The organism is Bremerella volcania (assembly GCF_007748115.1).
GTDB lineage: Bacteria > Planctomycetota > Planctomycetia > Pirellulales > Pirellulaceae > Bremerella > Bremerella volcania.
Map to the genome: position 1 here is coordinate 336,905 of NZ_CP036289.1, position 26,562 is coordinate 363,466.

General features: G+C 59.3%; 17 protein-coding genes. 6 read left to right on the top strand and 11 right to left on the bottom strand.

Annotation, left to right across the window (positions count from 1 at the left end; translation table 11 throughout):
• Window positions 1-504: 504 nt before the first annotated feature.
• Complete coding sequence (gene uvrA / locus Pan97_RS01420) at window positions 505-3,372, bottom strand: excinuclease ABC subunit UvrA (protein WP_241676352.1); 2,868 nt, start codon at window positions 3,370-3,372, stop codon at window positions 505-507.
• Window positions 3,373-3,817: 445 nt separating this feature from the next.
• Here uvrA and dgt point away from each other — a divergent pair, with 445 nt between their 5' ends.
• From dgt to Pan97_RS01445, 5 genes are all read left to right on the top strand, one after another.
• On the top strand, window positions 3,818-4,915 hold the full coding sequence (dgt, locus tag Pan97_RS01425) for a dGTP triphosphohydrolase (protein WP_165698555.1): 1,098 nt from the start codon (window positions 3,818-3,820) through the stop codon (window positions 4,913-4,915).
• Window positions 4,916-5,063: 148 nt separating this feature from the next.
• Complete coding sequence (locus Pan97_RS01430) at window positions 5,064-6,140, top strand: PIN/TRAM domain-containing protein (protein ID WP_144970062.1); 1,077 nt, start codon at window positions 5,064-5,066, stop codon at window positions 6,138-6,140.
• Between the two features lie 113 nt (window positions 6,141-6,253).
• On the top strand, window positions 6,254-6,664 hold the full coding sequence (rsfS, locus tag Pan97_RS01435) for a ribosome silencing factor (protein WP_144970064.1): 411 nt from the start codon (window positions 6,254-6,256) through the stop codon (window positions 6,662-6,664).
• A 173-nt stretch (window positions 6,665-6,837) separates the two neighbouring features.
• Window positions 6,838-8,814: an arginine--tRNA ligase gene (argS, locus tag Pan97_RS01440; RefSeq protein WP_144970066.1), complete on the top strand. Its 1,977-nt coding sequence runs from the start codon at window positions 6,838-6,840 to the stop codon at window positions 8,812-8,814.
• Window positions 8,815-9,025: 211 nt separating this feature from the next.
• On the top strand, window positions 9,026-9,943 hold the full coding sequence (locus tag Pan97_RS01445; RefSeq protein ID WP_144970068.1) for a DNA-methyltransferase: 918 nt from the start codon (window positions 9,026-9,028) through the stop codon (window positions 9,941-9,943).
• Here the strand turns inward: Pan97_RS01445 and Pan97_RS01450 are convergent.
• The 6 genes from Pan97_RS01450 to gap form a co-directional block, all read right to left on the bottom strand.
• Window positions 9,918-10,349 (bottom strand): hypothetical protein, encoded by a 432-nt coding sequence (locus Pan97_RS01450; RefSeq protein WP_144970070.1) that lies wholly within the window; start codon window positions 10,347-10,349, stop codon window positions 9,918-9,920. The genes Pan97_RS01445 and Pan97_RS01450 overlap by 26 nt on opposite strands.
• A gap of 94 nt (window positions 10,350-10,443) precedes the next feature.
• Window positions 10,444-13,590, bottom strand: coding sequence for an efflux RND transporter permease subunit (locus Pan97_RS01455; RefSeq protein ID WP_144970072.1), 3,147 nt, complete (start codon window positions 13,588-13,590; stop codon window positions 10,444-10,446).
• A gap of 18 nt (window positions 13,591-13,608) precedes the next feature.
• Window positions 13,609-15,003 carry an efflux RND transporter periplasmic adaptor subunit gene (locus Pan97_RS01460; RefSeq protein WP_144970074.1) on the bottom strand — a complete coding sequence of 465 codons (1,395 nt, stop codon included), beginning with the start codon at window positions 15,001-15,003 and terminating at the stop codon, window positions 13,609-13,611.
• A gap of 142 nt (window positions 15,004-15,145) precedes the next feature.
• Window positions 15,146-15,550: a hypothetical protein gene (locus Pan97_RS01465; protein ID WP_144970076.1), complete on the bottom strand. Its 405-nt coding sequence runs from the start codon at window positions 15,548-15,550 to the stop codon at window positions 15,146-15,148.
• A gap of 72 nt (window positions 15,551-15,622) precedes the next feature.
• Window positions 15,623-16,759 carry a sialidase family protein gene (locus tag Pan97_RS01470; RefSeq protein ID WP_144970078.1) on the bottom strand — a complete coding sequence of 379 codons (1,137 nt, stop codon included), beginning with the start codon at window positions 16,757-16,759 and terminating at the stop codon, window positions 15,623-15,625.
• A gap of 245 nt (window positions 16,760-17,004) precedes the next feature.
• Window positions 17,005-18,024, bottom strand: a complete 1,020-nt coding sequence (gene gap / locus Pan97_RS01475; protein WP_144970080.1) for a type I glyceraldehyde-3-phosphate dehydrogenase — start codon at window positions 18,022-18,024, stop codon at window positions 17,005-17,007.
• A gap of 992 nt (window positions 18,025-19,016) precedes the next feature.
• On the opposite strand from gap, the gene Pan97_RS01480 reads away from it, so the two are divergent.
• Window positions 19,017-20,588, top strand: a complete 1,572-nt coding sequence (locus Pan97_RS01480; RefSeq protein WP_144970082.1) for a cation:dicarboxylate symporter family transporter — start codon at window positions 19,017-19,019, stop codon at window positions 20,586-20,588.
• Between the two features lie 52 nt (window positions 20,589-20,640).
• On the opposite strand, the gene Pan97_RS01485 is transcribed toward Pan97_RS01480, so the two are convergent.
• The 4 genes from Pan97_RS01485 to Pan97_RS01500 all read right to left on the bottom strand — a co-directional run bounded on the left by Pan97_RS01485 (window position 20,641) and on the right by Pan97_RS01500 (window position 26,543).
• On the bottom strand, window positions 20,641-20,913 hold the full coding sequence (locus Pan97_RS01485) for a TraR/DksA C4-type zinc finger protein (protein WP_144970084.1): 273 nt from the start codon (window positions 20,911-20,913) through the stop codon (window positions 20,641-20,643).
• A 319-nt stretch (window positions 20,914-21,232) separates the two neighbouring features.
• On the bottom strand, window positions 21,233-22,456 hold the full coding sequence (locus Pan97_RS01490) for a GspE/PulE family protein (RefSeq protein WP_144970086.1): 1,224 nt from the start codon (window positions 22,454-22,456) through the stop codon (window positions 21,233-21,235).
• A gap of 30 nt (window positions 22,457-22,486) precedes the next feature.
• Window positions 22,487-23,287, bottom strand: a complete 801-nt coding sequence (locus Pan97_RS01495; protein ID WP_144970088.1) for an undecaprenyl-diphosphate phosphatase — start codon at window positions 23,285-23,287, stop codon at window positions 22,487-22,489.
• A 145-nt stretch (window positions 23,288-23,432) separates the two neighbouring features.
• Entirely contained in the window at window positions 23,433-26,543 is a 3,111-nt protein-coding gene (locus tag Pan97_RS01500; protein ID WP_144970090.1) for a hypothetical protein, read from the bottom strand.
• Window positions 26,544-26,562: the final 19 nt, after the last annotated feature.

Below are 26,562 nucleotides of genomic sequence, written 5' to 3' on the forward strand. Positions count from 1 at the left end.
AAAAACGAATGGTGAACGTTTGGTATCACCCTTGGATTCGAGTTCTTCCGAGCCCCAACGGGGCGGCAGAATCATGAATGACACATAGGTTCTGTCGCCCTTTCAGGGCTTGTTTTTTTTTGGTCACCTACCAGGGGCTGACGCCCCTGGCTATTATCTGTCGCCCCGTTGGGGCTGAGAGGGCGTGCCCACGCGAACGCGGGCACGGCACCCGGAAGCGAGATTGCTTCATCGGGTGTACGTGCAATTTAGAGGGTTAGCGCTTCAGTGAGATAGTGCGCGCGGGAAAAATTTTTTGACCACGGATGACACGGATGGGAATGAATCGAGAACGGGTACCAACGTCGCACTGCCGGGGGCGGCAGTGGCACCCGTTTTCAAGCGTTCCTGTCCGTGTTCATCCGTGTCATCCGTGGTTGGTCTTCTCCTCTTGCATTTTAGAACGGGGCCCCGGTTTGCCCCCTCACCCTAACCCTCTCCCCCGTAGGGGCGAGGGGAGTGGAGTTAGGCCTCGGTGCCGCCATTGAGTAGCGGCTTCAAATACTGCCCCGTGTAACTCGCTTCCACTTCGGCCAGTTGTTCCGGGGTGCCGGTGGCGATGATTTGGCCGCCACCGGAGCCGCCTTCGGGGCCAAGGTCGATGAGCCAGTCGGCGCTTTTGATCACGTCCAGGTTGTGTTCGATCACCAGGACCGTGTTCCCCTTGTCGACCAGCCGCCCCAGGACCGAGAGCAACCGGCGGATGTCTTCGAAGTGGAGGCCGGTGGTCGGTTCGTCCAGCACGTACAGCGTGCTGCCGGTTTCGGTTCTCGCCAGTTCGGTGGCCAGCTTGATGCGCTGGGCTTCGCCGCCGGAAAGGGTGGTGCTCGGTTGGCCGAGCGAGAGATATCCCAGCCCCACATCGCACAGGCTCGCCAGCACGCGGTGGATGGTGGGGACCGCCTCGAAGAACTCGGACGCCTCTTCAATCGGCAGGTTCAGAACGTCGGCGATCGAGAGGTCTTTGTACTTCACTCGTAGCGTCTGGCGGTTGAACCGCTTGCCGTGGCACTGGGGGCATTCGACGAACAGGTCTGGCAGGAAGTTCATTTCGATCTTACGCAAGCCCTGGCCTTGGCACTCTTCGCAGCGGCCACCCTTCACGTTGAAGCTGAACCGCGACGCTTTGTAGCCATACTGCTTGGCCTGCCGCGTGTCGGCGAACACCTTGCGGATTTCATCGAACACGCCAGTGTACGTGGCCGGGTTACTGCGGGGCGTACGGCCGATGGGGGACTGATCGATCGGGATGACCTTGTCGACCTGGCTCGTGCCGCGCAGACTGGTGAACGCCCCAGGCCGCTGCGAGGGCTGACCCAGGCGGCGAAGCAGGGCCGGCGTGATCGTTTCGTTTACCAGCGAACTCTTGCCGCTGCCGCTGACGCCGGTCACGCAGACCAGCGCGCCCAGGGGAACCTGAACGGCAACGTCCTTCAAGTTGTTGGTGGTGGCTCCTTCGATGGAGATCATCCTTGACTTAGCCACCTTGCGGCGCGATTTGGGCACGTCGATCTTCGTGCGACCGCTCAAGTATTGGCCGGTGATCGAAGCTTCGACCTGAGAAACGACGTCCGGGGTGCCTTCGGCGATGATCTGCCCGCCCCGGCTGCCGGCACCAGGGCCAACGTCGACCAGGCGATCGGCAACTCGCATGATCGCTTCGTCGTGTTCCACCACGATGACGGTATTGCCATGGTCGCGCAGTTCGACCAGGGCTTCGATCAGTCGGTGGTTATCGCGCGAGTGAAGCCCGATCGATGGTTCGTCCAGGATGTAGCAGATGCCGACCAGGCCGCTGCCGATGCCGGTAGCCAGGCGAACCCGCTGCAGTTCGCCGCCGCTGAGCGTGTCGGCGGCACGGTCGAGCGTGAGGTAGTCGGCTCCGACCTTTTCCAGGAAGGCCAGACGCTTGGCGATCTCGCGGACGATCGGCGTGGCGATCAGGCTCTCGTGTTCGTCGAATTCCAGATCGTCGAAGAACGTGCGGGCATCGTTGATGCTCAGGCGCACGATCTGGTGAATGTTGTGATCGGCGACGCGCACGGCGAGGGCTTCTGGGCGAAGCCGGGCCCCCTGACACGCAGGGCAGGGGAGCTTGCCGCGGAACTTGCCGAGCTGTTCGAGCCGCTTTTTGCGGGTGGTGGTGACGTACTCTTTTTCCAGGGCGATCAGCACGCCTTGCCAGGTGCTGCCTTCGCCGGAAAGGAGCTTGGTACGCTGGTCTTCGGTCCAGTCGCTCAGCTTCGAGGTGCGGTCGAGCTTATGCTTGCCGAGCCACACGTCGAGCCCTTTGCTGACCTTGGTGAGCGCCGAAGCGGTCAGCCCACGCCAGGGTGCGATCGCGCCGTCGTCGATCGAAAGCTCGCGTTCCGGGATGACCAGGTCGGGGTCGAACTCTTCGCAGATGCCCAGCCCTTCGCACTTGGGGCACGTGCCGTAGGGGCTGTTGAAGCTGAACGTGCGGGGCTCGATATCGATGAAGCTGAGGTTGCACTCGGTGCAGGCCAGCTCGGTGTTGAAGATCTGATCGATCCACGTTCCTTTGGGATGCTTGTCGTCGACCTTGTCGGTATCGAGGTGGCAGGAAAGGAGCCGCCCTTCACCCAGCTTCAAAGCCATAGCGACCGAGTCGCTCATGCGGGCCCGCAGCCCTTCGCGAATGATGATGCGATCGACGATCGCTTCGATGGTGTGGTTCTTCTTTGGGTTGAGTTCGGGGACTTCGTCGATCTGGTAGACCTCGTCGTCGACGCGTACCCGCAGCAGGCCTTCGCGGCGGATGCGATCGAAGACCTCTTTGTGCGCCCCTTTGCGCCCCTGAACCATCGGGGCCATGATCATCAGCTTGGTTTCCTCAGGCAGGGCTAAGAGGCGATCTTGAATCTGTTCGGCGGTTTGCTGGGTGATCGGACGCCCGCACTTCCAGCAGTGTGGTTGGCCGAGGCGAGCCATCAGCAGACGGAGGTAGTCGTAGATCTCGGTGATGGTGGCGACGGTGCTGCGCGGGTTCTGGCTGCCGGTGCGCTGGTCGATGCAGATAGTGGGCTGCAGGCCGACGATCAGGTCGACGTCGGGGCGTTCCATCTGGTCGAGGAACTGCCGCGCGTAGACCGACAGGCTTTCGACATACTGCCGCTGACCTTCGGCGTAGAGCGTATCGAGAGCAAGCGAGCTCTTGCCGCTGCCGCTGGGCCCGGTGATGACGATCAACTGATCTCGAGGGAGATCGATGTCGATGTTTTTGAGGTTATGAACACGGGCCCCACGAACGCAGATCGAGGACGTATCCTGCGTCGGATCGATGGCAGACAGCTTATCTCGATGAAAATCCACGATGGCAGACAGTCATGCTGGGCGGAAAGATCGGGACTTCGCGCCGTGCCCCTGCCATGGGGCAATCCCGACCTTAAAGGTATAAATGATGAGCGACAATTCAGTTCAGGCTAACAGGGCCCAACCCAGGTGGCAACTAGAGGGGAAGCGTGGGTTTTCAGTTTTCAGTGTTCCGTTTTCAGTCAGACGGGCTGAACGCCACGCGCGGTATCGTCGTAACTCCTGTCCCCTCGACCCTTTGGGGAGAGGGTTAGGGTGAGGGGCGAGTCTGTTACCCACTTTCCAACCCTCTCCCTTGGCAAGGGAGAGGGGACGAGAAAGCGCACAAGTCATGCCTTCTTTCAAGCGGGATAGAAGAATCAGGCACAACCACTTACAACTTCCTGACGACTGAAAATGGAACACTTCAAACTGAAAACTACCAGCGAAGCATATGCATCATTTCATGAATTACGACCAGCGCGAGGACCGGCTTTTAGCTCCTTACGCGCTTCGAAGTAAACAGTCGCGCGGTCGCGAGCACGAAGAGGCCGACCAGCCGTATCGCTCGCCGTTTCAGCGCGATCGCGATCGGATCATCCATAGCAGTGCATTCCGCCGGATGGCCGACAAAACGCAGGTCTTCATGAGCGTCAGCGACTACCACCGCACGCGGCTGACTCACACGATCGAAGTCGTGAACGTGGCCCGCACCATCGGCCGCAGTTTGGGACTGAATGAAGAACTGATTGAGGCTTTAGGGTATCTGCACGACCTAGGGCATCCGCCACTGGGGCACACGGGGGAAGAGGTACTTCAGGAGTGCATGGCTGACTGCGGAGGGTTCTCGCACAACGCGTTCGGCCTGGTGCTGGTGAAGTTTCTTGAAACGCGCAGTCCCTACTACGACGGGCTGAACCTCACGCACGAGGTGCTGGAGGGGCAGATCACGCGGGTCGACAAGCGGCAGATGACTTTCCTGCGGCCGCTATTGGAAGCCCAGACGGTCGAGGCCTGCGACAGCATTACGTACGACACGCACGACGCCGACGACGCGCTCAAGCTAGGGCTGGTGAATTTCGACGAGCTGATGCAGGTTCCGCTATTTGCGCAAGCGGCCGAGAAAGCGTATCAGCGGTATGGCCAATTGGAAGGGCGTCGGTTGCGGAAGATGGTCATCCACCAACTGATCGACATTCAGGTCACCGACGTCATGCAGACCGCGATGGAGCGGATCGCCAAGTGGAGCCCGGCCACGCCGGAGGAAGCCGAGATGTGCGAGCCGATCGTGACGGTGAGCGATGACCTTCGTGCGCGAAAAACCCAGCTCGAGCGGTTCCTGTTTGATAGGGTTTACCGCCATCCTGACATCGTCGAGTTCCGCCAGCGCGGCCAGGACCAACTGCGGCGGATGTACGAGGGGTATTTACGCCGTCCAGAGCTGGTACGTGGTAAATGTGCCGACTGGTTCGAGGTTTGGGGGCTTCCTCGTACCGTAGGGTATTACATCGCCACCATGACCGATTCTTACTGCCAACGGGAGTTTGAAGCCCATTTTCGCTAGTCTATGGGGATGCTTTCGCTGCAAAAGCGGAGTAGAATACGTCACTTGGATTTGAGATTAGGTTTGTCTTTTAAGGGGAGCACGACCTGCCTGACCGAAGGTTGCCGTCGCGGTTATCTCGTTTTGGGTCGTCTCCTGCAGGCTCTCCATGGCGCTGATTGTACTTAGAATTGTTTTTATCTTGGTGGCCGCCGGTGTCGGCATCACGGTCATCCAGGTCGATGCTTTCCGCAGTGCGCTGCAGGACCAGCCATTTTGGGCGTTCGTCGGGGTTCTGGTCCTGGCGTTGGCGGTCATCGGCATCGATATATTCGTCAAGAACAAGCGATACGACACCATCTCTGGGGTCTATTTCGGGCTACTGGTGGGGCTCTCGCTGACCTACATTCTGGGGCTGATCACCCAGGTATGGTTCCCGGCCGACAATCCCGGAGCGGTCACGGCCCACCGGGCACTACAATTGGTGGTCGGGATGGTGCTGTGTTACAGCTGTATCAGCCTGGTGCTGCAAACCAAGGACGACTTTCGCTTCATCATTCCTTACGTCGAATTTGCCAAGGAAGTGAAAGGGCCCAAGCCGTACGTGCTGGATACCAGCATCGTGATCGATGGCCGCATCGCCGACGTCGTCGAGACCGGCTTCTTCGACAACGTGCTGATCATGCCCAGGTTCGTTCTGGCCGAACTGCAAGGCATCGCCGATAGCAGCGACAAGCTGAAGCGCAGCCGCGGCCGCCGTGGGCTCGATATCTTGAACCGCCTGCGAAACAACGACCAGGTCGACCTAAAGATCCACGATCGCGAGACGCCCGACATGGAAGGCCAACCGGTCGACATGAAGCTGGTGCTGCTGGCGAAGCTGCTGGAAGGGAAGATCGTCACCGGCGATTACAACCTGAACAAGGTTGCCAAGCTGCATAACGTGGAAGTGATCAACCTGAACGAAATCGCCAACGCCTTGAAACCGGTCTTCCTGCCAGGCGAACATCTTTCGGTGCGGATTGTCAAAAAGGGTGAAGAAGATAGCCAAGGCGTCGGCTACCTGGACGACGGAACGATGATCGTCGTCGAAGGGGGGCGTGAGCACATCAACAGCCAGGTCCGCATTCTGGTGACCAGCGTGCTGCAGACCAGTGCCGGCCGCATGATCTTCGGACGCTATGAAGCGAACGAAGGGGGCCCTTCCGGCGGCGGTCAAAAGACGCCGGCTAACACTTCCGCCTAATGCCCCAATTGGAAATCCCTGGGTTGCAGGATGGCTGCGACTTCTGAGTCGATCGCCATCTTGGATCCGCCTACGAACATTCACTGACGCTGACTCTTTCCCCACACATTCGCGTGACTGAATCCGACAAGCCTGAAACTTCCGACAACAGCGATAACGCCAGCTTCGAGCTTGCCAAGGCAGCCGCCCAGGTCATCGAAGACAACAACGGCCGCGATATCTGCATCCTCGACATGCGGCACCTGACGCCGATCTTCGATTACTTCGTCATCGGCACCGGCGGCAGCCGCCGGCAGCTGCACGCAATGAGCGAAGAGATCGACGACAAGCTCGAGAAAGAGCTGGGTGATCGCCGCATGGGACGCGAAGGGTACGACGAAAGCCGCTGGATCTTGTTGGACTACGGCACCATCGTCTGCCATCTGTTCGACGAAGAAACCCGCGAGTACTTCCAGCTGGAACAACTGTGGGCCGATGCCAAGAAGGTTGACCTGACCGGCATCTTGCGAAACCCGGGCGAATAAGCGCTGGCAAGCGAGCCTCTTTATCTTGTCCCCTCGCCCCTTAGGGGAGAGGGTTAGGGTGAGGGGCGAACCAGGTACCCGCTTCCCAACCCTCACCCTAGCCCTCTCCCTTGGGAAGGGAGAGGGGACAAGATCGAGAACACTTTGATTCATCCAAGCTGCAAGCCACTTTCATGAATATTCTTGCTCTGCTTCGTGCCCGATTTAAGCCTGTGCTCGCGACCCTGACCGACGAGGTGGGTCCGCTGCTGGAGATGATTCGCCCGGCGGGCGATCCGAAGTTCGGCGACTACCAGGCGAACTTCGCGATGGGCCTGGCGAAGAAGCTCGGCAAGAATCCGCGCGACTTGGCCACCGAGGTCGTCCAGGCCGTCAAAGTGGAAGATATTTGCGAAACACCCGAAGTCGCCGGGCCTGGCTTCATCAACTTGAAGCTCCGCGGAGATTGGATCCAGCAGCGGCTCGAGCATGCCAAGGCCGATCCGCGGCTAGGGATCAAAAAGGTCGACCAGCCGCGGACCTACGTGGTCGACTACTCTTCGCCCAACGTGGCCAAACCGATGCACGTCGGTCACATCCGCAGCACGGTGATCGGTGACTCGCTCTGCCGCACGCTGAAGTTCGTCGGGCACAACGTGATTAGCGACAACCATCTCGGCGATTGGGGTACCCAGTTTGGGATGATCATCTACGGCTACAAGCACTTCGCCGACAAAGACGCCTACCAGAAGGCCCCGGTGCCGGAGTTGTCGCGGATCTACCGCGTCGTGCGAGGGCTGATGGATTACTTCGATGCGAAGAAAGAGCTGCCGCAACTGATCGAGAAACTCGCCGAACGAACGGCCGAGTACGAAACGGCCAAGAATGCCCCCGAGCCCACCGACAAGGCGGAAGCGAAAAAGCAGAAGAAAGAAGTCGGCCGTTTTCAATCGCAGATCAAGGAACTCAACGAAGCAATCGAGTCGACCAAGGCCAAGATCGCCAAGACCGAGGACTCGCCTGAGCTGAAGAAGATGGCCGACGAGCATGCCGAGATCGGCACTGCGGTCCTCCAGGAAACGGCTAAGCTGCACGAAGGGGACGAAGAGAACATCGCCCTCTGGAAAGAGTTTCTGCCGTTCTGCGAAGACGAAATCAAACGCGTCTACCAGCGGCTCAACGTGACGTTCGATCATCAATTGGGCGAAAGCTTCTATCACGATCGCCTCGCCCCGGTGGTGGCAGAGTTCGAGAAACGCGGCCTGGCGAAGGAGTCGCAAGGAGCGACGTGCGTGTTCCTCGAAGGGTTCAAAGCCCCGATGATCATTCGCAAACGCGACGGCGCGTTTCTCTACTCGACGACCGACCTGGCGACCATCGCCTACCGCATGGAGCACTGGAAACCCGATGCGATTCTTTACGTCGTCGACTTTCGCCAAGGGGAGCATTTCGACAAGCTGTTCGCCGCCACGCGGCTGTGGGGCTACACCGACGTCGAACTGAAGCACGTCAGCTTCGGGACCGTCATGGGGGAAGACGGCAAGCCGTTCAAGACGCGGGCCGGCGATACGGTGGGCCTGGAAGGTCTGTTGGATGAAGCGGTTGCCCGTGCCTACAAGGTTGTAAGTGGTTCAGGAGATGGTTTCGCCGAAGGGGTAGCGAACGACGAGTCGTATCAAAAGAAAGTTGCCGAGACGGTGGGGATCGCCGCGCTGAAGTATGGCGACCTGTCGCAGAATCGTGAGTCGGACTACAAGTTCAGCTACGACAAAATGCTCGCGCTCAATGGGAATACGTCGACCTACATGCAGTACGCCTATGCCCGGGTACAAAGCATCTTCCGCAAAGGGGAAGTCGAGATCGACAACCTGCGGACCAGCGGTGCTCGGATCACGATCGAGCATCCGGCCGAGCGTCAGTTGGCGATGGCCATCCTGCGGTTTTCCGAGGCGTTGGACGACGTACTGCTCGATTATCGGCCCAATTACCTGACCAGTTACCTCTTCGATCAGCTGGCCAAGTCGTACAGCAGCTTCTTCGAGAACTGCCCGGTGCTGAAGGCGGAAACGGAAGAGCAAAAGAATAGCCGACTCTTGCTTTGCGATTTAACGGCCCGGGTGATACAACAAGGCCTGGATTTGTTGGGTATCCAAACGGTCGAGAAGATGTAATCTCTCTCTCCGGTCCCCTCGCCCCCGTCTGCGGGGGAGAGGGTTAGGGTGAGGGGGGAAACCCGCAGGCAGATGAGCGCTGGCGCGGCAAGTGTTCAGATCGTGGCGGTACAATATCTGAAGATGTGAGGTCAAGTTCGCACAGGAAACCCACTCCCTGCGAGGGAGAGGGGACAAGAGATAAGAGCAAGAGACTCGCTCGGAGAAGATCATGCCACGGAAGGTTTCGAAGTCGGCCAAGCCGAGTTTCACGCTTAACACGGTTTATCACGGCCATGCCCGTGATGTTCTGAAGACCTTTCCCGACGAAGTGATCGACTGTGTGGTGAGCAGCCCGCCCTACTTTCAGCAGCGGAACTACGACGGGGACGATCAGATCGGCCAAGAGACTTCGCCCGAAGGCTACGTCGAGAGCCTGGTGGAAGTCTTCCGCGAGGTTCGCCGCACGCTGAAAGAGACAGGCGCCTTGTGGCTGGTCCTGGGGGACAAGTACCTCGACGGCGAACTGTTGGGTTTGCCGTGGCAAGTGGCGCTCGCGCTGCGGGCCGACGGTTGGAAGCTGCGCAGCGACGTCATCTGGCACAAGCCCAACGCGATGCCCAGCAGCGTGAAGACGCGTCCCACGACCGATCACGAGTATGTCTTCCTGCTGGTGAAGAACAACCAGTACTTCTACGATGCCGACGCGATCCGCGAGCCGCACGTCACCTTCAGCGAGAACAGCAAGATGAAGGGGGGCCGCAATCACTTCCATCGCCGCGGCAGCACGCCGGAAGCAGGCAAGAACGGCGGCAACAACAACCTGCACGATGCCCGCTGGGATCAGGCCTTTCATCCCAAGGGACGCAACAAGCGGACCGTCTGGTCGATCCCACTTTCCAAGTTCCGCGACGCCCACTTCGCCGTCTTTCCGGAAACGCTGGTCGAGACCTGCATCAACGCCACCTGCCCGGAAGATGGCACGGTGCTCGATCCCTTCTTGGGCAGCGGCACGACCGGCGTCGTCGCCAAGCGTTTAGGCCGCAGCTACGTCGGCATCGACCAATCGGAGAAGTACGTCGAGATGGCCCGGGGGCGACTGGCCGACGTGAAGAACGGGCAACTTAGTTTGCCGGGTCTTGGGAAGTAATCCGGCGACGAATCTGCGCACGAAATGCCAGCCAGATCGACGCCACCACAATCCCCACCATCACGCAGCCCAGCAGCGGCAGGCTGTTGCCGACCTTCACGGCGGTGAAGGTTTCTAAGTGCAAGTACCATTGCAGCGGTGGGTTGGCCAGCGCGAACGGCATCAGCAAAAGGCCCACGAAGTAACCCAGCCCAATCGACAGCACCACCGATTGCCGTGGTTTTAGGAAGACGATCGCGATCACCGCGGCCAGGGTGCCGGGGATGTATTCCAGGTAAGGGAGCGACGCCAGGACGACCTCGGTGCGGTAGATGCCGAATAGCACCAGCAGCGTCACGACCAGTGCCAAAACCCAGGCCATGTCCTGCCACGAGGAGTGCGAGATTTCATCCGAAGTATCCGGCATAACGCGATCCTTGATCGATGAGGGGACAACCGCCGCGAAAGCGATTTTCTCTGGAATCTTCAAGACTCGCAACGATTTTGTACGTTTCGCATTCCTAGTCGATACCGTCAGGCGAAGCCTCGTCGACGGCCAGTCGCTCGGCGGCCTGCTTGCCGAAGAACCAGAACATCCCAGGGCGGACGAGGAATTCACAGAACGTGCTGGTGACCAGTCCGCCCAGAATGACCGTTGCCACTGGGAACAGCATTTCCTTCCCCGGCTGGCTGCCGCCGATCACCAGCGGTATCAGGCCGATGCCGGTGGTCAGGGCCGTCATCAGCACCGGGGCCAGGCGTTCCAGGCTTCCGTTGATGATCATCTGCTGCGTGAAGCCTTCCTCGCGGTATTGTTCTAAGTAGGTCGAGACCAGCAGCAGGCCATTGCGGGCCGCGATGCCCCCCAGCGAGATGAAGCCGACCAACGCCGCGATCGAAAGCGTTTGCCCGGTGATCAGCAGAGCCAACACTCCACCCACGAACGCCGCCGGCAGACTGAACAAGATCTGCAGCACGATACTGGTGGACGGATACGCCGAGTATAGCACGACGAACGTGACCAGCAGGGCCACGATCGAAAGCCCAAAGATCCGCGTACTGGCGCTTTGCTGGGCCTCGAACTGGCCTCCCATCGTGAAGAAGTAACCTTCCGGGAACTCGACGTCTTCGCGAATGCGCTCGTCGATCTCGGCAACTGCCGTGCCTAGGTCTTTGCCCAGCGTGTTGACGCGGACGACGATTCGGCGGCGGCCATCTTCCCGCTTGATGGTGTTCGGCCCGCCTGCTTCGTAGACGTTGGCCAGAACCGACAAAGGCACGCGTCTGCCGTCGGGAAGTTCCAGGGGATAGCGGTCGAGGCTCTCGAGATCGGTTCGGTAACGATCTTCCAGGCGAACCAGGACATCGAAGGTGCGCTGTCCCTGGTACATCTGCGTGACGACTTTGCCGTTGAGCGCCGTTTCGATCGTCTCGTTGACCAGCGAAGCCGACACGCCGTAGTAGGCTAACTCGTCTCGTTTCAGCTCGACGCGAAACTGCGGAATCATCGCTTGTTGCTCCACCACCGGCGGCGCGATTCCTTCGATATCGGTAATGGCGTTCTTCACGTTATTGGCCGTGCGGCGGAGCTGCGTGAGGTCGTCGCCGTAGATCTTGATCGCAATCTGCGCGGTCACCCCGGACAGCATATGGCTGATGAGGTGAGCGATCGGCTGCTCGATTTCGATCTCGACGCCAGGAACGTCTGCGGTGGCCTTGTGCAGAATCTCGATCATCTCGTCGCGTCCCTTGTGGACTTCCGGGTTGAGCGAGATGACCGTCTCGGTCACGTTGACCCCCATCGCGTGCTCGTCCTGCTCGGCCCGGCCGGTTTTGGTGGTGTACCACAGCAGCGGACCGTCAGGGTTGTCTTCGCTTTTGGTCAGCTTGCCGAGTTCGTCGTCGACCAGCTTGGCGATCTTGCGGCTCGTTTCCAGCGAGGTGCCAGGAGGAGCGAACAAGTTGACCTGCACGGCCCCTTCATCGAACGGCGGCAGAAAGTCGGTACCCAGCCGCGTTACCAGGAAGCCGCTGCCGATCACCGCGATCAGCACGCCGGAGAGGATGATCGCGATGCCATTCTGCGTGAGACCGGCCCGGACGACCGGCTGGATGCCCCACTTCAAAAATCGCAGGAACGCCCCGTCACCACGATGCGTGGCCTTGGCGTTGGGAAGCAGGTAGTACGACAGGACCGGCGTGACGGTCAGCGACACGAGCGTCGAGGCGAGAATCGAAATGATGTACGCCACACCCAGCGGCGTGAACAAGCGGCCTTCCATCCCGCTGAGAGCGAACAGGGGAGCGAAGACGACGATCACCAGCACGGTGCTGATGATGATGGCGTTTCGCACTTCGACACTCGCGTCGAAGATGACTCGCAGTACCGGCCGAGGGTTCTCGAGCTTCGCATTCGCTTTGAGCCTGCGGAAGATGTTTTCAACGTCCACGATCGCATCGTCGACCAGTTCCCCCAAGGCCACCGCAATGCCGCCGAGGGTCATCACGTTGATCGACATTCCCAGGAAATAGAAGATCAGCGACGTGACGAGAATCGAAAGGGGAATCGCCGTCACGGTGATGAAGGTCGTGCGAAAGTTGAACAGAAAGAGAAACAGAATGATGACCACCAGAATGGCTCCGTCACGCAGGGCTTCGATCACGTTGGTCACGCTGTGATCGATGAACTCGCGCTGCTGGTAGGTCGTTTCGATCTGCACGTCGTCCGGCATCGCCAGTTTCAAGTCGGCGATCGCCGCGTTGATTTGCTCGGTGATCAATCGCGTGTCGACGTTGGGCTGTTTCTGGATGGTCAGTACCACGGCCTCGCGACCGTTGACGCTGGAGTCGCCCCGTTTGATTTGCGCCCCTTCTTTGATTTCGGCCACGTGCCGCATCAGCACCGGGCGATGGCGATCGGTGGTGAGGGGAACGTCCTTGATGTCATCGATCGTCTTCAATAGACCCAGCCCGCGTACGAGGAACTCTTGCGAGCTTTGATCGATGTATCCGCCGGTGACGTTCAAGTTGCTTTCGCTGAGGGCCTTTTCGATGTCGGCCAACTGCAGGTCGTACTGGTGCATCTTGTGCAGGTCGACCAGTACCTGGTACTGCTTTCGTCCGCCCCCCATGGTGATCACCTGCGCCACGCCGGGAATGGTGAGCAGCCGCTGACGCACGGTCCAGTCGGCCATGGTGCGGATTTCCAGCGGTGAGGTCTCGCCGTCGTCGCTCCACATGCCGACGATCATGATCTGCCCCAGCAGCGACGACATGGGGGCCATCTGCACGTCGGTTTCCGGCGGTAGATTATCTTGCTCGAGCGCCAGGCGTTCCTGCACGATTTGGCGAGCCGTGTAGATATCGGTTCCCCAGTCGAACTCGACGTAGATCACCGAGAATCCGATGTCGGATGAACTGCGCACCGCCTGCACGCCGGAGGCACCAATCAGGCTGCGTTCCAGCACGTAGGTGATTCGCTGTTCGACTTCTTCCGGCGACAGCCCATGCGATTCGGCAATGACCACCACGCGCGGCCGGGTCAGGTTCGGCAGCACGTCGATGGGCAGTTTCACCGTGATAACGCTCCCCACGACCATGACGGCCAACGCCGCCATGACGACAACCAGCCGATTGCGGAGGGCGAACAGAATGATGTTGTTCAACATGATTTCGCTCCTCGGCTATTAGTGGTTATGTCCGTGGTGATCGCTTCCGCCGCCAGAGCCGGCCTTGGAAAGCATTTCCAAGTACAACTGATAGGCATGGGTCACGACGATCGTGTCTCCCAGGCGAATGTCTCCATCGCGGCGGATCACGGCGGTGTTCGTGTCGCGGTGGATCACCTCGACCGGAACCTTTTGAAACTCCTTCATGGCGGGTTCGACATGGCCGAAGACTTGTTGAAAGACGAACGTTTCGATTCCTTCCTCCACCAACGCTTCGCGCGGCAGGACGAACTGGTCTTCGTACTTATCCATGGGCAATTGCAGGTGGACCCTCTGCCCCGGTTTGAATCGCCACTGACGCGTAACCGACTGATCCAAGAGCAACGAGTCGGCAGCGACTTCGTTCTTGATCCGCAAGTAGAAGAAGAACGTTCCCGTTGTTTCATCCGCATGGTTGTCGATGTAGGCGATCTCGGCGGTACGCGTCGCGTAGTTGCGATGAGCCGCGTCCTGGTGCGAGTGGCCGAACTGAACTTCGATCGGCAGGTGATTCGCTTCCAGTTCGTACAGCCGCGGAACGTCCTGCTCGAATGCTTCGCCGCGAATGTACAGGTAGCGATGGTCGGCCAACCGGGCCAGCGACGTGCCGCGCTCGACGGTCATGCCGGGATGAATTTCAAGCGATTCCACGACGAACGAGACAGGATCTTGTTCTGAGGAGTCATCCACTCGCGGAACTTCGCTCAGCAGTACGTCGATCTGTTTGATCAGTTTGCGCTGCTCGATCACGTGGGATACCTGGTTTGCCGTCAGCCCCCGGGCAATCAATTCCTGAATGCGGGCATCCTTGCGGTTTTGCAGCTTCTGCTCTTGGTACTGAAATTCGAGTTGGGTTTTGCCCGCGATCGCTCCAGATTGAGCCAACGGAGAGAGCCGGTTGATCTCGGCCTTCGTAACGTCGATCTGACCCAAGACGTCCAGTAGGTCAACCTGAGCCGACAGGACCGGCTCGTCGACGATGTCGAGCGTAAAGAGAGCATCGGACAGATGTACCAGTTGCCCGGCATCAACGTTCACGCTGCGAATGTTCCCTCCGACCGGCGCCGCCACCGTAAAGCTGCTGCGTCCGGGGATCTCGACCACTTCGCCGGGAATGGTTAGCGGTGCGACATACGTTTCGCCGCGCATGGTCTTTACCGCGATCTTCAAGTTGTTGAATGCCGCGTCGGTCAGTTCGACGACTTCGCCGGAACCATGGTCGTGCCCATGTTCGTCCTCGTGATCATCCTGAGCCGCTTCGGTCGGCGGTGCAGGGGCGGGAGCGAATTGCATTCCGGTGTAATATCCGATCAAGCCGATCGCGATCGCGAGGCTCAAAAAGAGCGCGATCCGAAGCAAAATCGTGCGAGGCATGATAAGCCTTTCTTGCTAGTTGTGGGTAATATCCGGCAGCGTGACGGGGTACCACTGGCCATGCCAGGGATACGTGGTGCACCCGAGGCGATGCAATGCCTGGGGGAAGTGCCCGCAGAAGGGGCACACTGGCTGCCGGAAGCTAGCAGCGAAAGAGTTGAGACTGAGCGCGCAGCGTGGTCGTAGGAGGCCCTGCGCCATGCTCGACTTGGAAGATGTTGCCAGAGACGACGATGGTGAACGTGCTAGTGGGAAGGTCGAGGATCGGCAGCCAGGCGATGAACGGGGCGCCATCGTCATCGACCGTTCGCGAAGAAACCAACAGCGGCGTGTCGGCACTCAGGTCGCAGTTGCAGTGCTCGGTCGGATCATGTTCGTGGGCACAACTGGGCATCTCGTGGTCGTGCTCGACCAGATGATGCAGCGCGGCGTACCACTGATTTTCCTCCAGGCATCCCCCCGGGCAAACGCCGTAGGAATACACCATGCTGAGGATGGCCAGGGCCACCGTCCCAGTGCGAAATCGAATTGAAGCTGGGCTAAACATACGTCCAAATGATAGTCCGAGTGGTATCGGTCGACAATTGCAATTAACGGCCGACCGGACCACGCGTTGCCACTATTTTGCGGGTGCCGGTGCAGGAATCTTCAATTTTGCGGGATCGACGACTACGTGTTTGATCGTTTCCCGGCGGTACGTATAGACAATATGCACTTTTCCGTCGGAAGTCTGAATGACGGCCGGGTACGAGTATTCGCCTGGTTGCCGCTCGAGGGTCAACACCGGATGCCAGGCATTGCCATCCTTCGAGATCGCCACGTTCAGCATGTTACGGCCCGCCGGAAAGTCGGACTCGCGAATGGTGTGGTTATAGACCAATAGCTGCGTGCCATCGGCAAGGCTCACCGCGTCGGTCCCGGAATTGGGGTTGGGGAGTTCGGTCCCGCTCAAGGCGCTCCAGGTCTTGCCACCATCTTCCGACCAGGCCGAAGCAACCTGGTTCTCACGCGTGCGGCAGAGGATCTGCATCTTGCCGTCGCCGTACGAAAGAATGCTGGGCTGGATGGCATTGAACAGCTTGGCATCATTGATCGGACCGATCACTTCCCAAGTCTTGCCCAGGTCTTTGGTGACCTCGAAGTGAACCCGCCATCCTTTGTGTTCGGTGCTGGAGGGACAAACAATGGTTCCATCCTCTCGTTGAATTGGCTTGTTCTTCACGGGGCCCAGGAGGTTGCCGATGGCTTCGTTCTCGCCCAAGCGAGTGGGCTCGGTCCAGGTGATGCCGTTGTCGGTTGATGTGGTCAGCATGCCCCACCAGCTACTTGGGCTGGGGCCAACCTTGTAGAAGAGCATTAGCGGCCCTTCTTTCGGTTGAAACAGCACTGGGTTCCAGGTTGGGTGGCGGAGTTCTTCGTCCTGGACGCCGTTGGCGACTTCGATGGGAGTGGACCAGCCGTTGCCGGTGTTGCGTGAAAGCCAGATGCCCACGTCCGGGTTCTTTTCATGCGTTCCGCCAAACCAGGCAGCGACCAGCCCCTCGGAGGTTTCGACGATGGTCGACGCGTGGGAGTTCTTGGTCGGCCGATCTTCAGTCGGGAAGATGAACTCGGAAGTCACGAACGCGGGCGTGTCCTGTCCGGCGACTTTAGGAAGCTTCGGGGCCTGGGCATCGGCAGCTTGGCCGCGGGCAGGACATACAAGGAGCCCGACCAACAGGCCAAACAAGCCACCATAGGTAACGATTGATTTCATGGCAGTGTTAAGCAGTAGTCGTTTAGGGGAATGCTTTGCAAGCGACTGGGGAGGGCGTTGCGTCGATAGATGCTTTCCCCAATGTTCCGACATTCGGCCATCTGTGTCAAAGCGAATCGAGCGGGCAATTTTTGCCCTCATTCCGGCCTATTGAACTCTACTCCATAAACAAACGCGCATGAAAAAACCCTCGGATGCGTTCACATCCGAGGGTTTTGATGGTTTTGACGCCAGAAGGAGGCGAATTACATGGTGCCCAGCTTCTTGACCAGGTCGGCGGCACGAGCCGAGTAACCGGCTTCGTTGTCGTACCACGAAACGACCTTGACCAGCTTGTCGGCGATCACGGCGGTGAACGGAGCCGCGAAGATCGAGCTGTGTGGATCGCCGATGATGTCGGACGAAACGATCGGATCTTCGGTGTAAGCCAGGATACCCTTCATCGGGCCTTCGGCGGCAGCCTTCATGGCGGCGTTGATTTCTTCGACGCTGGCCGACTTGCTCAGGTTGGCGGTCAGGTCGACGACGCTACCGGTGGGAACCGGAACACGCATGGCGATACCAGTCAGCTTGCCCTTGAGTTCTGGAATGGCCAGAGCAACGGCTTTGGCAGCACCGGTCGAGGTTGGGATGATGTTCTGGGCAGCGGCACGAGCACGGTAAGGATCTTTGTGCGGCAGGTCCAGCACGTTCTGATCGTTCGTGTACGCGTGGATCGTGGTCATCAAACCACTTTCGATACCAAACGAATCGTTCAAGACCTTGGCAACCGGAGCCAGGCAGTTGGTCGTGCAGCTGGCGTTGGAAACGGTGGTCATGTCGGCGGTCAGCTTGTCGTCGTTCACGCCGAGAACGCACGTCAGATCGGGTTCGTCCTTGGCTGGGGCAGAGAGGACGACCTTACGGGCGCCAGCGTCCAGGTGCGAGTCGTAACCGGGCTTTTCGCCGTTCTTCTTGCCGGTGAAAACGCCGGTCGATTCGATGACGACGTCGACGCCCAGATCGCCCCAAGGGAGATTGGCTGGGTTACGTTCTTCGAGAACCTTGATCTTCTTGCCGTTGACCGTCAGGCCTTCGTTGTCGAACTCGACGGTGCCAGGGAAGCGACGGTGCGTGCTGTCATACTTCAGCAGCGTCGCGAGCATTTCGTTGTCGGTCAGGTCGTTAATCGCCACAACCTCGAACTCCTCAGGACGAGCGATCATGTTGCGGAAGGTAAGTCGACCGATACGTCCAAAACCGTTAATTGCAACCTTTACTGCCACGGTACGTAATCTCCTGAGGGGGTAAATCGTTGGGCGGCGAGCGGTTCGCCGTCGTGTGTATTGGTATCTCTGGTCCCTGACAGGGACGATGCCGATCGGGGTGTGTTCTCGGCGTTATAGCACGCATCCTGAGCGTGCCCAAGCGGGCCAGACGTCCGTGCCCAGATGTTTTCCTGAGAGGCGCCAAATAAAATTCACGGAAATCGTGAAGGCTTCCCAGGTGAAGGCGATTATACGGCCCCTTAATTCGATGCACAAGCGGCATAAGGGGTTACCAGCGTGGATGAAATGGGGTGCGATCTAAGGGGAGGAATGACCCGGTAAAGCTGCCTTTATGGGCACGAAGATGCCTCAGGCGTAGGCAATCGCGTGATTGTTATCGCAAGAAGATTACAAGAAGAATGCTCGGCATCGCAGGTCTAGCCCGATTGCGAGACCTGCGTGACTGGCCGTGCGATTATCGGATCAATGCCGCATTTTGATCGCGGGAAAGATCTGCGTGCGAGAGATCGCCGGACGATTGGGCGGACTTTCTGAGCGCTGATTGAGCCTTGTTTTGCCGGGGTTCTGCGATTTTGTGGACTCCGTACAAGACGGCAAAGACGGCAACCCAGGCCACGGGATAGAGCAGCACGCCTGGTCCGAGGACAATAGCCCCGAGAACGCACCAGAGGCCTATGACGGATACTAAAAGAGTTCCTAATTTCATCGCACTTCATCTCCCTGGCCAAAATGTGACCATCCCACTCCTCGGAATGCCTGCCTGATTGGTCTGCGTGAAATACTGCATCGTTATCAGGCGTCTATGGTAAGTATACTCACAAAAGCCAATTAGTGGCTATAGAAATATTCTCTGCAAATCGAGGTCCAAACTTGGGCTTCGTCAGTAGAAATAGACATCTTGCCGGAAATTGTTGGAGAAGCGGCTGGGTTTTCCTGCCTGAGGTCGGTTATCTTAGGCGGACACTTAGTACCACCAGCGAGGAACCCCGATGACCGACACCGCAGACGCATCGAAGCCAGACAACAGCATGCGTGGCCTGATACTCATTCTGTTGGGTATCGTTTTGGGCGTTTTGTTGGGTCTTTTCTACGGCTATTCGATGTGGTTGGCCTCAGAAGGGGCGGAGAAGGAACTGGCCCGGCTTGAGAAGACGATCGAGCAAAAGCAGTCCGATGCCGCCAAATACCGCCAGCAGGCCCAAGAGACGAACGATGCCCAGGTAGCTCAGCGGCTGAACAAGGAAGCCGATCGCCTGGAAGGCCAACTGCCCAAGATTCAGGGCCGCATCGACAAAACAAAGAAGACCGTCGAACAAGTCGAGGCCGATAAGAAGGCCGGCAAATTGGGTGTCGCCCAGTCGGTTTACATCTTCTGCGAGTTCTGCGGCGACCTGTTTCTGCAGGTACTGAAGCTGCTGGTCATTCCGCTGGTGATCACCAGCATGATCAGCGGGATCACGTCGCTAGGTGATATTCGGAAGATGGGACGCGTTGGTCTCTCGACGATCGTCTACTACTTCAGCACCGGGGCGATCGCCGTCTTCATCGGGATCGTGCTGGTCATCATCATTCAGCCAGGGATGTCGGCCGACGACACGTTTGCCTACCGCACCGAGAGTGTCGAGGCGAAAGAAGGTCAGACCACGATGGAGGTCTTCCTCGACGTCTTTCGCGGCCGCGAAGGGGACCCTGGCAGCGGGATGTTCCCCTCGAACTTGTTCCTGGCCGCGACCAATACCAACGTGCTGGCGCTGATCGTCTTTGCCATTGTGTTTGGCGGCGCGCTGACCACCCTGGGCGAGGAAGGGGCCCTGGTCATCCGCTTCTTCAACGTCTGCAACGAAGCGGTGATGAAGATGGTGCACCTGGTGATGCTCTTTGCGCCGATCGGTATCTTCGGGCTCGTCAGTTCGAACATCGCCAAGAACGGCGGTGCCGCCGGCTTTCTGGAACAGCTTCAGGCGATTGGCTGGTACGTGGCAACGGTGGTCATTGGGCTGCTGATCCATTCCGCTATTCTGGCCACGCTGCTCGGCGTGCTCGGCAAGCGAAATCCGATGACTTACACATTCAACCTCTTGCGGGCTTTGCTCACGTCGGTCAGCACGGCCAGTAGTGCCGCCACGCTGCCGGTGACGATGGAGTGCGTCGAAGAAAATAACGGCGTCTCGAATCGCGCCGCGTCGTTCGTCTTGCCCCTGGGTGCCACCATCAACATGGACGGTACGGCGCTATATGAGGCGGTGGCGGTGATCTTCATTGCGCAGACGCTGGGGATCGATCTCTCGACGGCAGACCTGGTGATTGTGTTTCTGACGGCATCCCTGGCCGCGGTGGGTGCCGCCGGCATCCCGGAAGCAGGCCTGGTGACGATGGTGATCGTACTGCAGGCGGTGGGACTGCCGATGACGGGCATCGGCACGATCCTGGCGATCGACTGGTTCCTTGATCGTTTGCGAACGACGGTCAACGTCTACGGCGACGCGTGCGGGGCCGGCATCATCGATACGATGGTCGTGCAAAAGCAGGCGCCAGCGGAACCGGCGCCAGAAGCTGGCTAAACAAAAGGATGCAACCGGCAGAGCGGAACTTTGCCTGCCGCTTCTGCCTGGTTTAATCATCGTCGAGCTGCATTTCGTAGTCGTCCCGCAGCTGATCCATGGCTTTCTGATTGGGGACTCGTTCGGTGGTGACCCCGCCGATGTTGATTTTCAAGCTGCCTGACTTCGATGTTCGGTCTTCCCGTGCGACGGTGAGGAATTCGCCTCCGTATTGATTGATTTGCTCTGCGTGTTCTCGACACAACCGCGTGCCGGGGACCGCTTCGAGCCGTTCGGCATCGATCCACTCTCGACAGATCTCGCATTTGGCCACTGTTCTTGCCATGGGCAATTCCTCGCATGGAAAGGGAAAACAGAACCGGGACGTGCGTCCCACAATGGGGTATCGGTCGCAACTTGTCCGCTGACGTGCGCAGCGGCAGTTGGGGTTTGCTCTATCTTGAAAAGCGTCGGCCCACGGAAAATGGGGCCACATTCTGCCACAGATCGGCAAAAAAGAAAGTGATTTCTGGCGCAGAGTCCACTGGCTGGAAAAAAGCGAGTGGGAGGTATGGCGGAAGCCAATTTTCGCCAACGATCATCCATTGCCCGCAGGATAATCGACGTCAGCCGTTTAGGGAAGTGCGAATCGGGTGCGCGTTCCGCTAACGAGACGTAAGCGACTTGGTGAAAGGATCATCGCGAAAACCAAGCACACGGCGGATCTCAGCGGGGCTGGTCGTGCCGCTGGATAGCATCGCTTCGGCCTGGACCCACCGCGTAGGCATGCCGGCTTCGACCGCCCAGGCCTCGATCGCGGCGCTGGTGGCCGTCTCGAGCGACAGCTTCGACAACCGGTGTTGGTGAGGTACGAGCCATTCGGCCAGGAGCGTTCGCCCGAGATAGCCGATGCCGCGGCACTTCTCGCACCCTTGGGGCTGTTTCATCCCTTCGATTGCAAAGCCCAGCCGCTGTTCCTCTTCGCACGCGACTGCGCAAGCGCACAGCGTTCGCACCAGCCGCTGATGCAGCACGCCCAGCAGTCCGCTTTGAATCATGTAGGTGGGAATCCCCATGTCGATCAGTCGCCGGATCGCTTCCGCCGCACTGCCACTATGGAACGTGCTGACGACCAGTTGCCCGGTGAGACTGGCCTGCATGGCCGTTTCGACCGTCACAGGGTCGCGGATTTCGCCTACGAGGATCACTTCGGGATCTTGCCGCATCAAGCTCCGCAGCCCCGTAGCGAAGTCGAAGCCGGCGCTGGGGCGAATGTGGCTCTGCGAGATGCCGGGGATTTCGGACTCGATCGGATCTTCCAGCGTGACGATGCTGCGTCCGCCATGCTGCTCGGCCGCGATATGCCGCAGGCAGGCATAGGCGGTGGTCGACTTCCCACTACCAGCCGGCCCGGCGATAAGGATCATGCCGGACGACTCTTCGAGCAGCGCCGCAAGATCATCGGCAATGCGTTTGGGCAAACCGAGATCGCTCAGCTGATGCAGTTCGTCTTGCTGCCACAGAATCCGAATCACGACCCGTTCGCCATGCAGTGCCGGAAAGGTGCTGACCCGGACTTCCTGTCCGAACGTCAGATCGCTGACGCGTCCCTCTTGAGGAATATCGGTTCGGTACGTCAACAGGCCGGCAAGAATTTTCAGCCGTGCGCCGGTGTCGGTCTTCTCTCCGCGGGGGATTTCTCCCAGGGTTTGCAGGACGCCGTCGATGCGAATCTTGAGCTGGTGCCCGGTGGGGGTCGGTTGAATGTGGACGTCACTGGCTCGCAGGGCCAACGCTCCCTTTAGCAGCGCGCTCACGATCCCTTCGGCATAGGCGTCGGCCTTGGCGTCTTGGCTGAGTAGCTGCTGGTGAAGTTCGGTCAGTTGCATCGGCTTATCTGCGCGGAGGAACGAGAAGCTCTATCCTATCGTCGTCTGCCAGACGATGACAAACAACCCGACCGCGAAGCACCACCACGCAAACCAGTGCAGCCGCCCCCGTTGAACCATCCGCAGCAAGAGGACCAGCGACGCCCAGCCCACCGCGAAGGAAACCAGCGCTCCCAATAGTAGCAACCAGGCCGGTAGGCCGTTTTCCGTTTCGGACGAATGCGAGAGGGACTTGGCCAGTTCCAACACGATCGCACCCAGGATCGCCGGTACCGCCATCAGGAAAGAGAACGTCGCGGCGCCTTCGCGCGAGAGGCCCAGGGCCTGGCCGCTGCAGATGGTCGAACCACTGCGGGAAATGCCAGGCAAAATGGCCAGGGCCTGGGCACAGCCGATCCACCATGCCTGCCACCACGAGGTCGCTTCGTACGTTTGCTCGCTCTGGGCCAGTCGCTGCGAAAGCAGCAGGATCGCCCCGGTCACTAGCAGGCAAACGCCGGCCACCAAAGGGGATTCGAGCAGAGCATCTCCATCGGTCAGCTTCAAAACCACCGCGGCGATTACCGCCGGCATGGTCGCGACGGCCAGTAGAAACAAGATCCGCCAGTCCTTGGTGAGGGCCTCGAAGAGTTGTTTTCGATAGACCACCAGGATCGAGCCAAGCGTTCCGGCGTGCAGCACGATGTTGAGTTCGACCAGGTCGAACTTTTCGGCATCGGCACCCAGCAGCGTCGCCAGAACCACGAGGTGGCCCGACGAACTGATCGGCAGGAACTCGGCAATGCCCTGCACGATGGCCAGCAATAGGATTTGCCAAACAGGTAGATCCACGGATACACAACCCTGACGCAGCGGAAGAAAGTTTCTCTATTCTCCGGCGCGAGGAGGGTACGAGCGAACAAGCCCCCAGGAAATGTGACTTCCGGGCCCGCGGCCAGGCGGTAAGATCCGCAGAATCGTTACAGCCAGCGAGTGGCTAGTTCACCGCCTTCTTCAGAGGCGAGGGGGTTGGGGATGCGAGGTTCGGCGGAAGGACTTCGACGTACCGAACCACCGTACCCAAGCGTCCCGAGCCGTGGGCATCGATCAGCAGACGATAGCGGCCAGGCTGCTGGGGCAACTGCACGGGAATATTGATCTGGCCGTCCGGATTGGTCGTCAGGCGAGGCTTCCACAAGATGGGTTCCGGCAGAAGCTTCTCGGCTTCCGCCGAAAGAGCCATCATGCTTTCGGCCGGCTTGATGTTCGCCACATCGGATTGAGGTTCGTTCATGCCTGAGTCGAAAGGGGCTTCCGGTTGAGGCGGAGTATTCGGCTCCGTTCGCATCCTGCGAGATTCCGCGCCGAAACGACTCATCCCGGAGCCGCCTGCCGGGGTCGACATGGGGGCCAGGCCTGGGGCGTCGCCGCTACCGCCCATGCCGGCGGCACTGGGGTCTGGCTGGTCGGCGAATCGAGCCGGGCCGGTTCGCAGTTCGACCTGAGCTTTCTGCCCCGACTGCTGCCCATTGCGTTGCAATTCGACGGCCGGCCGAAGTTGGGGCATCTCGTCGGTCATGCCTCCACCGAACGACCAATTGCCCGAGTTATCGTCGACCTCGGTGGCAGCCGCGCCGTCGGCCAGGCGGTTCTTCGCCAGCTCTTGAGCACCTTCTTTCTTTTCACGCTGACTTTCGGTTGAAATGTTGTCGCTGACTTCATTCAAGGCGACCATTTCAGGCCCGCTTGCCGACGGAGGGCTGATCTCAGGGAGCGACAGATTGAGGGAGATGATGCCCCATAGCACCGCGCCCATAGCGACCAATAAGCCTGGTCCCCAGACGCCGATCTTGGGCAGCCCTTGCACGACGGCTAAGCCAATCAAGCAGACCACCAGAATCGCGCCGGCGGCGGTTAGCATCCAGCTGGACGTCTGGCGAATGCCTTCGAGCTGTGACTCCCACTCGGCATGGATCATGGCGAGTGCTTGTTGATACTGCGATTGAATGGCCTTCTTATTCGATCGTCGCATGACCGGCAGCTTGGCCTGCGGTGAGGATGCTTCCCGCTGGGCGTCTTTCGAAGCGACTGCGATCATGTCCGCGTCATCGGAAGTGGATGCGGCTGGCTCTTCCTTCCAGGTGGAAAGGGCCAGGACCTGGTCGAACCAGACGCTGTCTTTCTCCAGGTCACGGATGTTTTCCGGCAGACCTGCAGCGGTAGCTGGAATTTGCACGCGGCGATTGAAGAGCCATTCTCCCTCGAGGCCGAGCGGTTGCTGCGATTGGGGGAGCACGTCGGACATGCGTTCCATTTGCACGCCGAGGGTAGCCTGAGCGGGGCTGTTGTATTCGTCGGTCACGGTGACCAGCAAGTCCAGGCTTTGCCCCGGATCGGCTTGGGCCGGCAGACCATCGACATCGATGTCATACCGCTGCACGGGAATGCGGTAGATGATGCGCTCGGCGATCAATTGCGGCTCGGCAGCGGAATCTTCTTCCTCTTGCGAGGGCATGCTGAAGAGCTGTACCCGCTGGGCACCACTGGCTTCCACTGGCAGATCGAGTTGTACCGGCTGGGTGATCGGCGCGTTGACGCCGACGTCCCACAAGTTGTGCCCGATCGTGTTGTAGCCGTCCGTTGCGACCAGCGCGAGTGTGTTGTTCGGCTGAGCCACGCGGACTTCGACGTCCAGCGGTTGGTCGGCCGGGGCGACGCCGTTGTTAATCTGTAATGCCGCCGGCAAGGCTTGGGCCTGGGCGATTTGTTCTTCGAGCGGTTGTTGGTTTTCCTCGACTACTTCAACAGTGTAGTCCTGCATGGGCTGCGGGACGAACTCGAAATAACCGTAGTCTTGATTCAGTTTGTCGTTCCCGGCGACCTGCTTGGCATCCGCACCGCGAACCTGCATCTGGGCACGCGTGGTTTGGGCTTGATCCCGCGTCGCCATGTAGCGCACACGGTTCGACACGCCAGCGACCAGGTTGCCTCCTTCCGGCTTGGCGGCAATCTGCGACGGGGCCCCGCCGGCATAGGCATCGGTAGCGTTGTTTGCATACGCGCCGCCATAAGAACGTTCGCCGAGTCGGGCGAGTTCTTCGGTCGCTTTTGCCCGGGATTCGACTACCGGCAGCGCCCGCTGCTGAAAGTTGTTTTGCAGCTCGGGGCTTTGCACGACAAGATCGACATTGTCAAAGTCATTCGACTGGGGAACTTGTAGTTGTCCTTGAGCGACCCCCTTGAGCGTCGAGCGTTCGGCATTGACAATCCGGTTGAGTCCACGCTGGTTGGGAACGCGGTAAAAGAAAGCGACGTTCGCGGATTGATCACGGTTAGTTTGCGGATCGAGAACCACCGCGCGGATGTTGACGGTCTCGCCTGGCTCGGCGACTGGGCGGTCGGTTTGCAGAACGGCGATGGGCTTGGGGGGAGCGGCCTTCACGTCGACGTCAAGTTTGCTCTTGGCCTGTTCATACCGAGCAACGACTTCCAGCTTCGTGGCGTACGAGACTTCGTCGGCCGGAATTTGACAAGTGACCTGTCCGTTGGTGGCCTTGGTCAGGCCGTAGTAAACCGTCGCCCCCTCGGGGTTCTTGAAGGTGTATTCAACTTCGGCGTCGACCGGTTGCGCTTCGGCGTTTTCGATCGAGACGAAGAAGTCATTGCGAACTTCGGCCGCCATCAAGGAAGGGCCGGTGACCGAGACACTCAGGAAGTGACTCGCAAGGCTTTCTTTCTGCTTTGCCAGGGCGAGCGTTTGGTCTTGCTGGTCGATGCTCAGCATTGGGTAAGCGAGCGCGGCAATGAGTAAACAGGCTGCCAGGGCCGCAACGACCTGTAACGTTCGCGAAGCCCACGTTGCCGCTGGGGTGCGCGGCGTGGGGCGATCGTCTTCCGCCTCGCGCTTCCACTGGTCGTAGTTGGGAGGCTGCGTGTCGGCCTTGGTCACCTCGGCCAGCAGTTCGGTCTGCTCTTTAAGCTCGGCGTATTCGCGCGCCAGCTGTCCGTCGGAACTGATACGATCGACCAGCTCCGCGGACTCTTCGTCCGAGAGTAAGCCGTAAATCAGTTCCAGCATCTGCTGCTGGATTCGTTCGCGATCGTCCATTGCTCTGTGAGATTCTGCT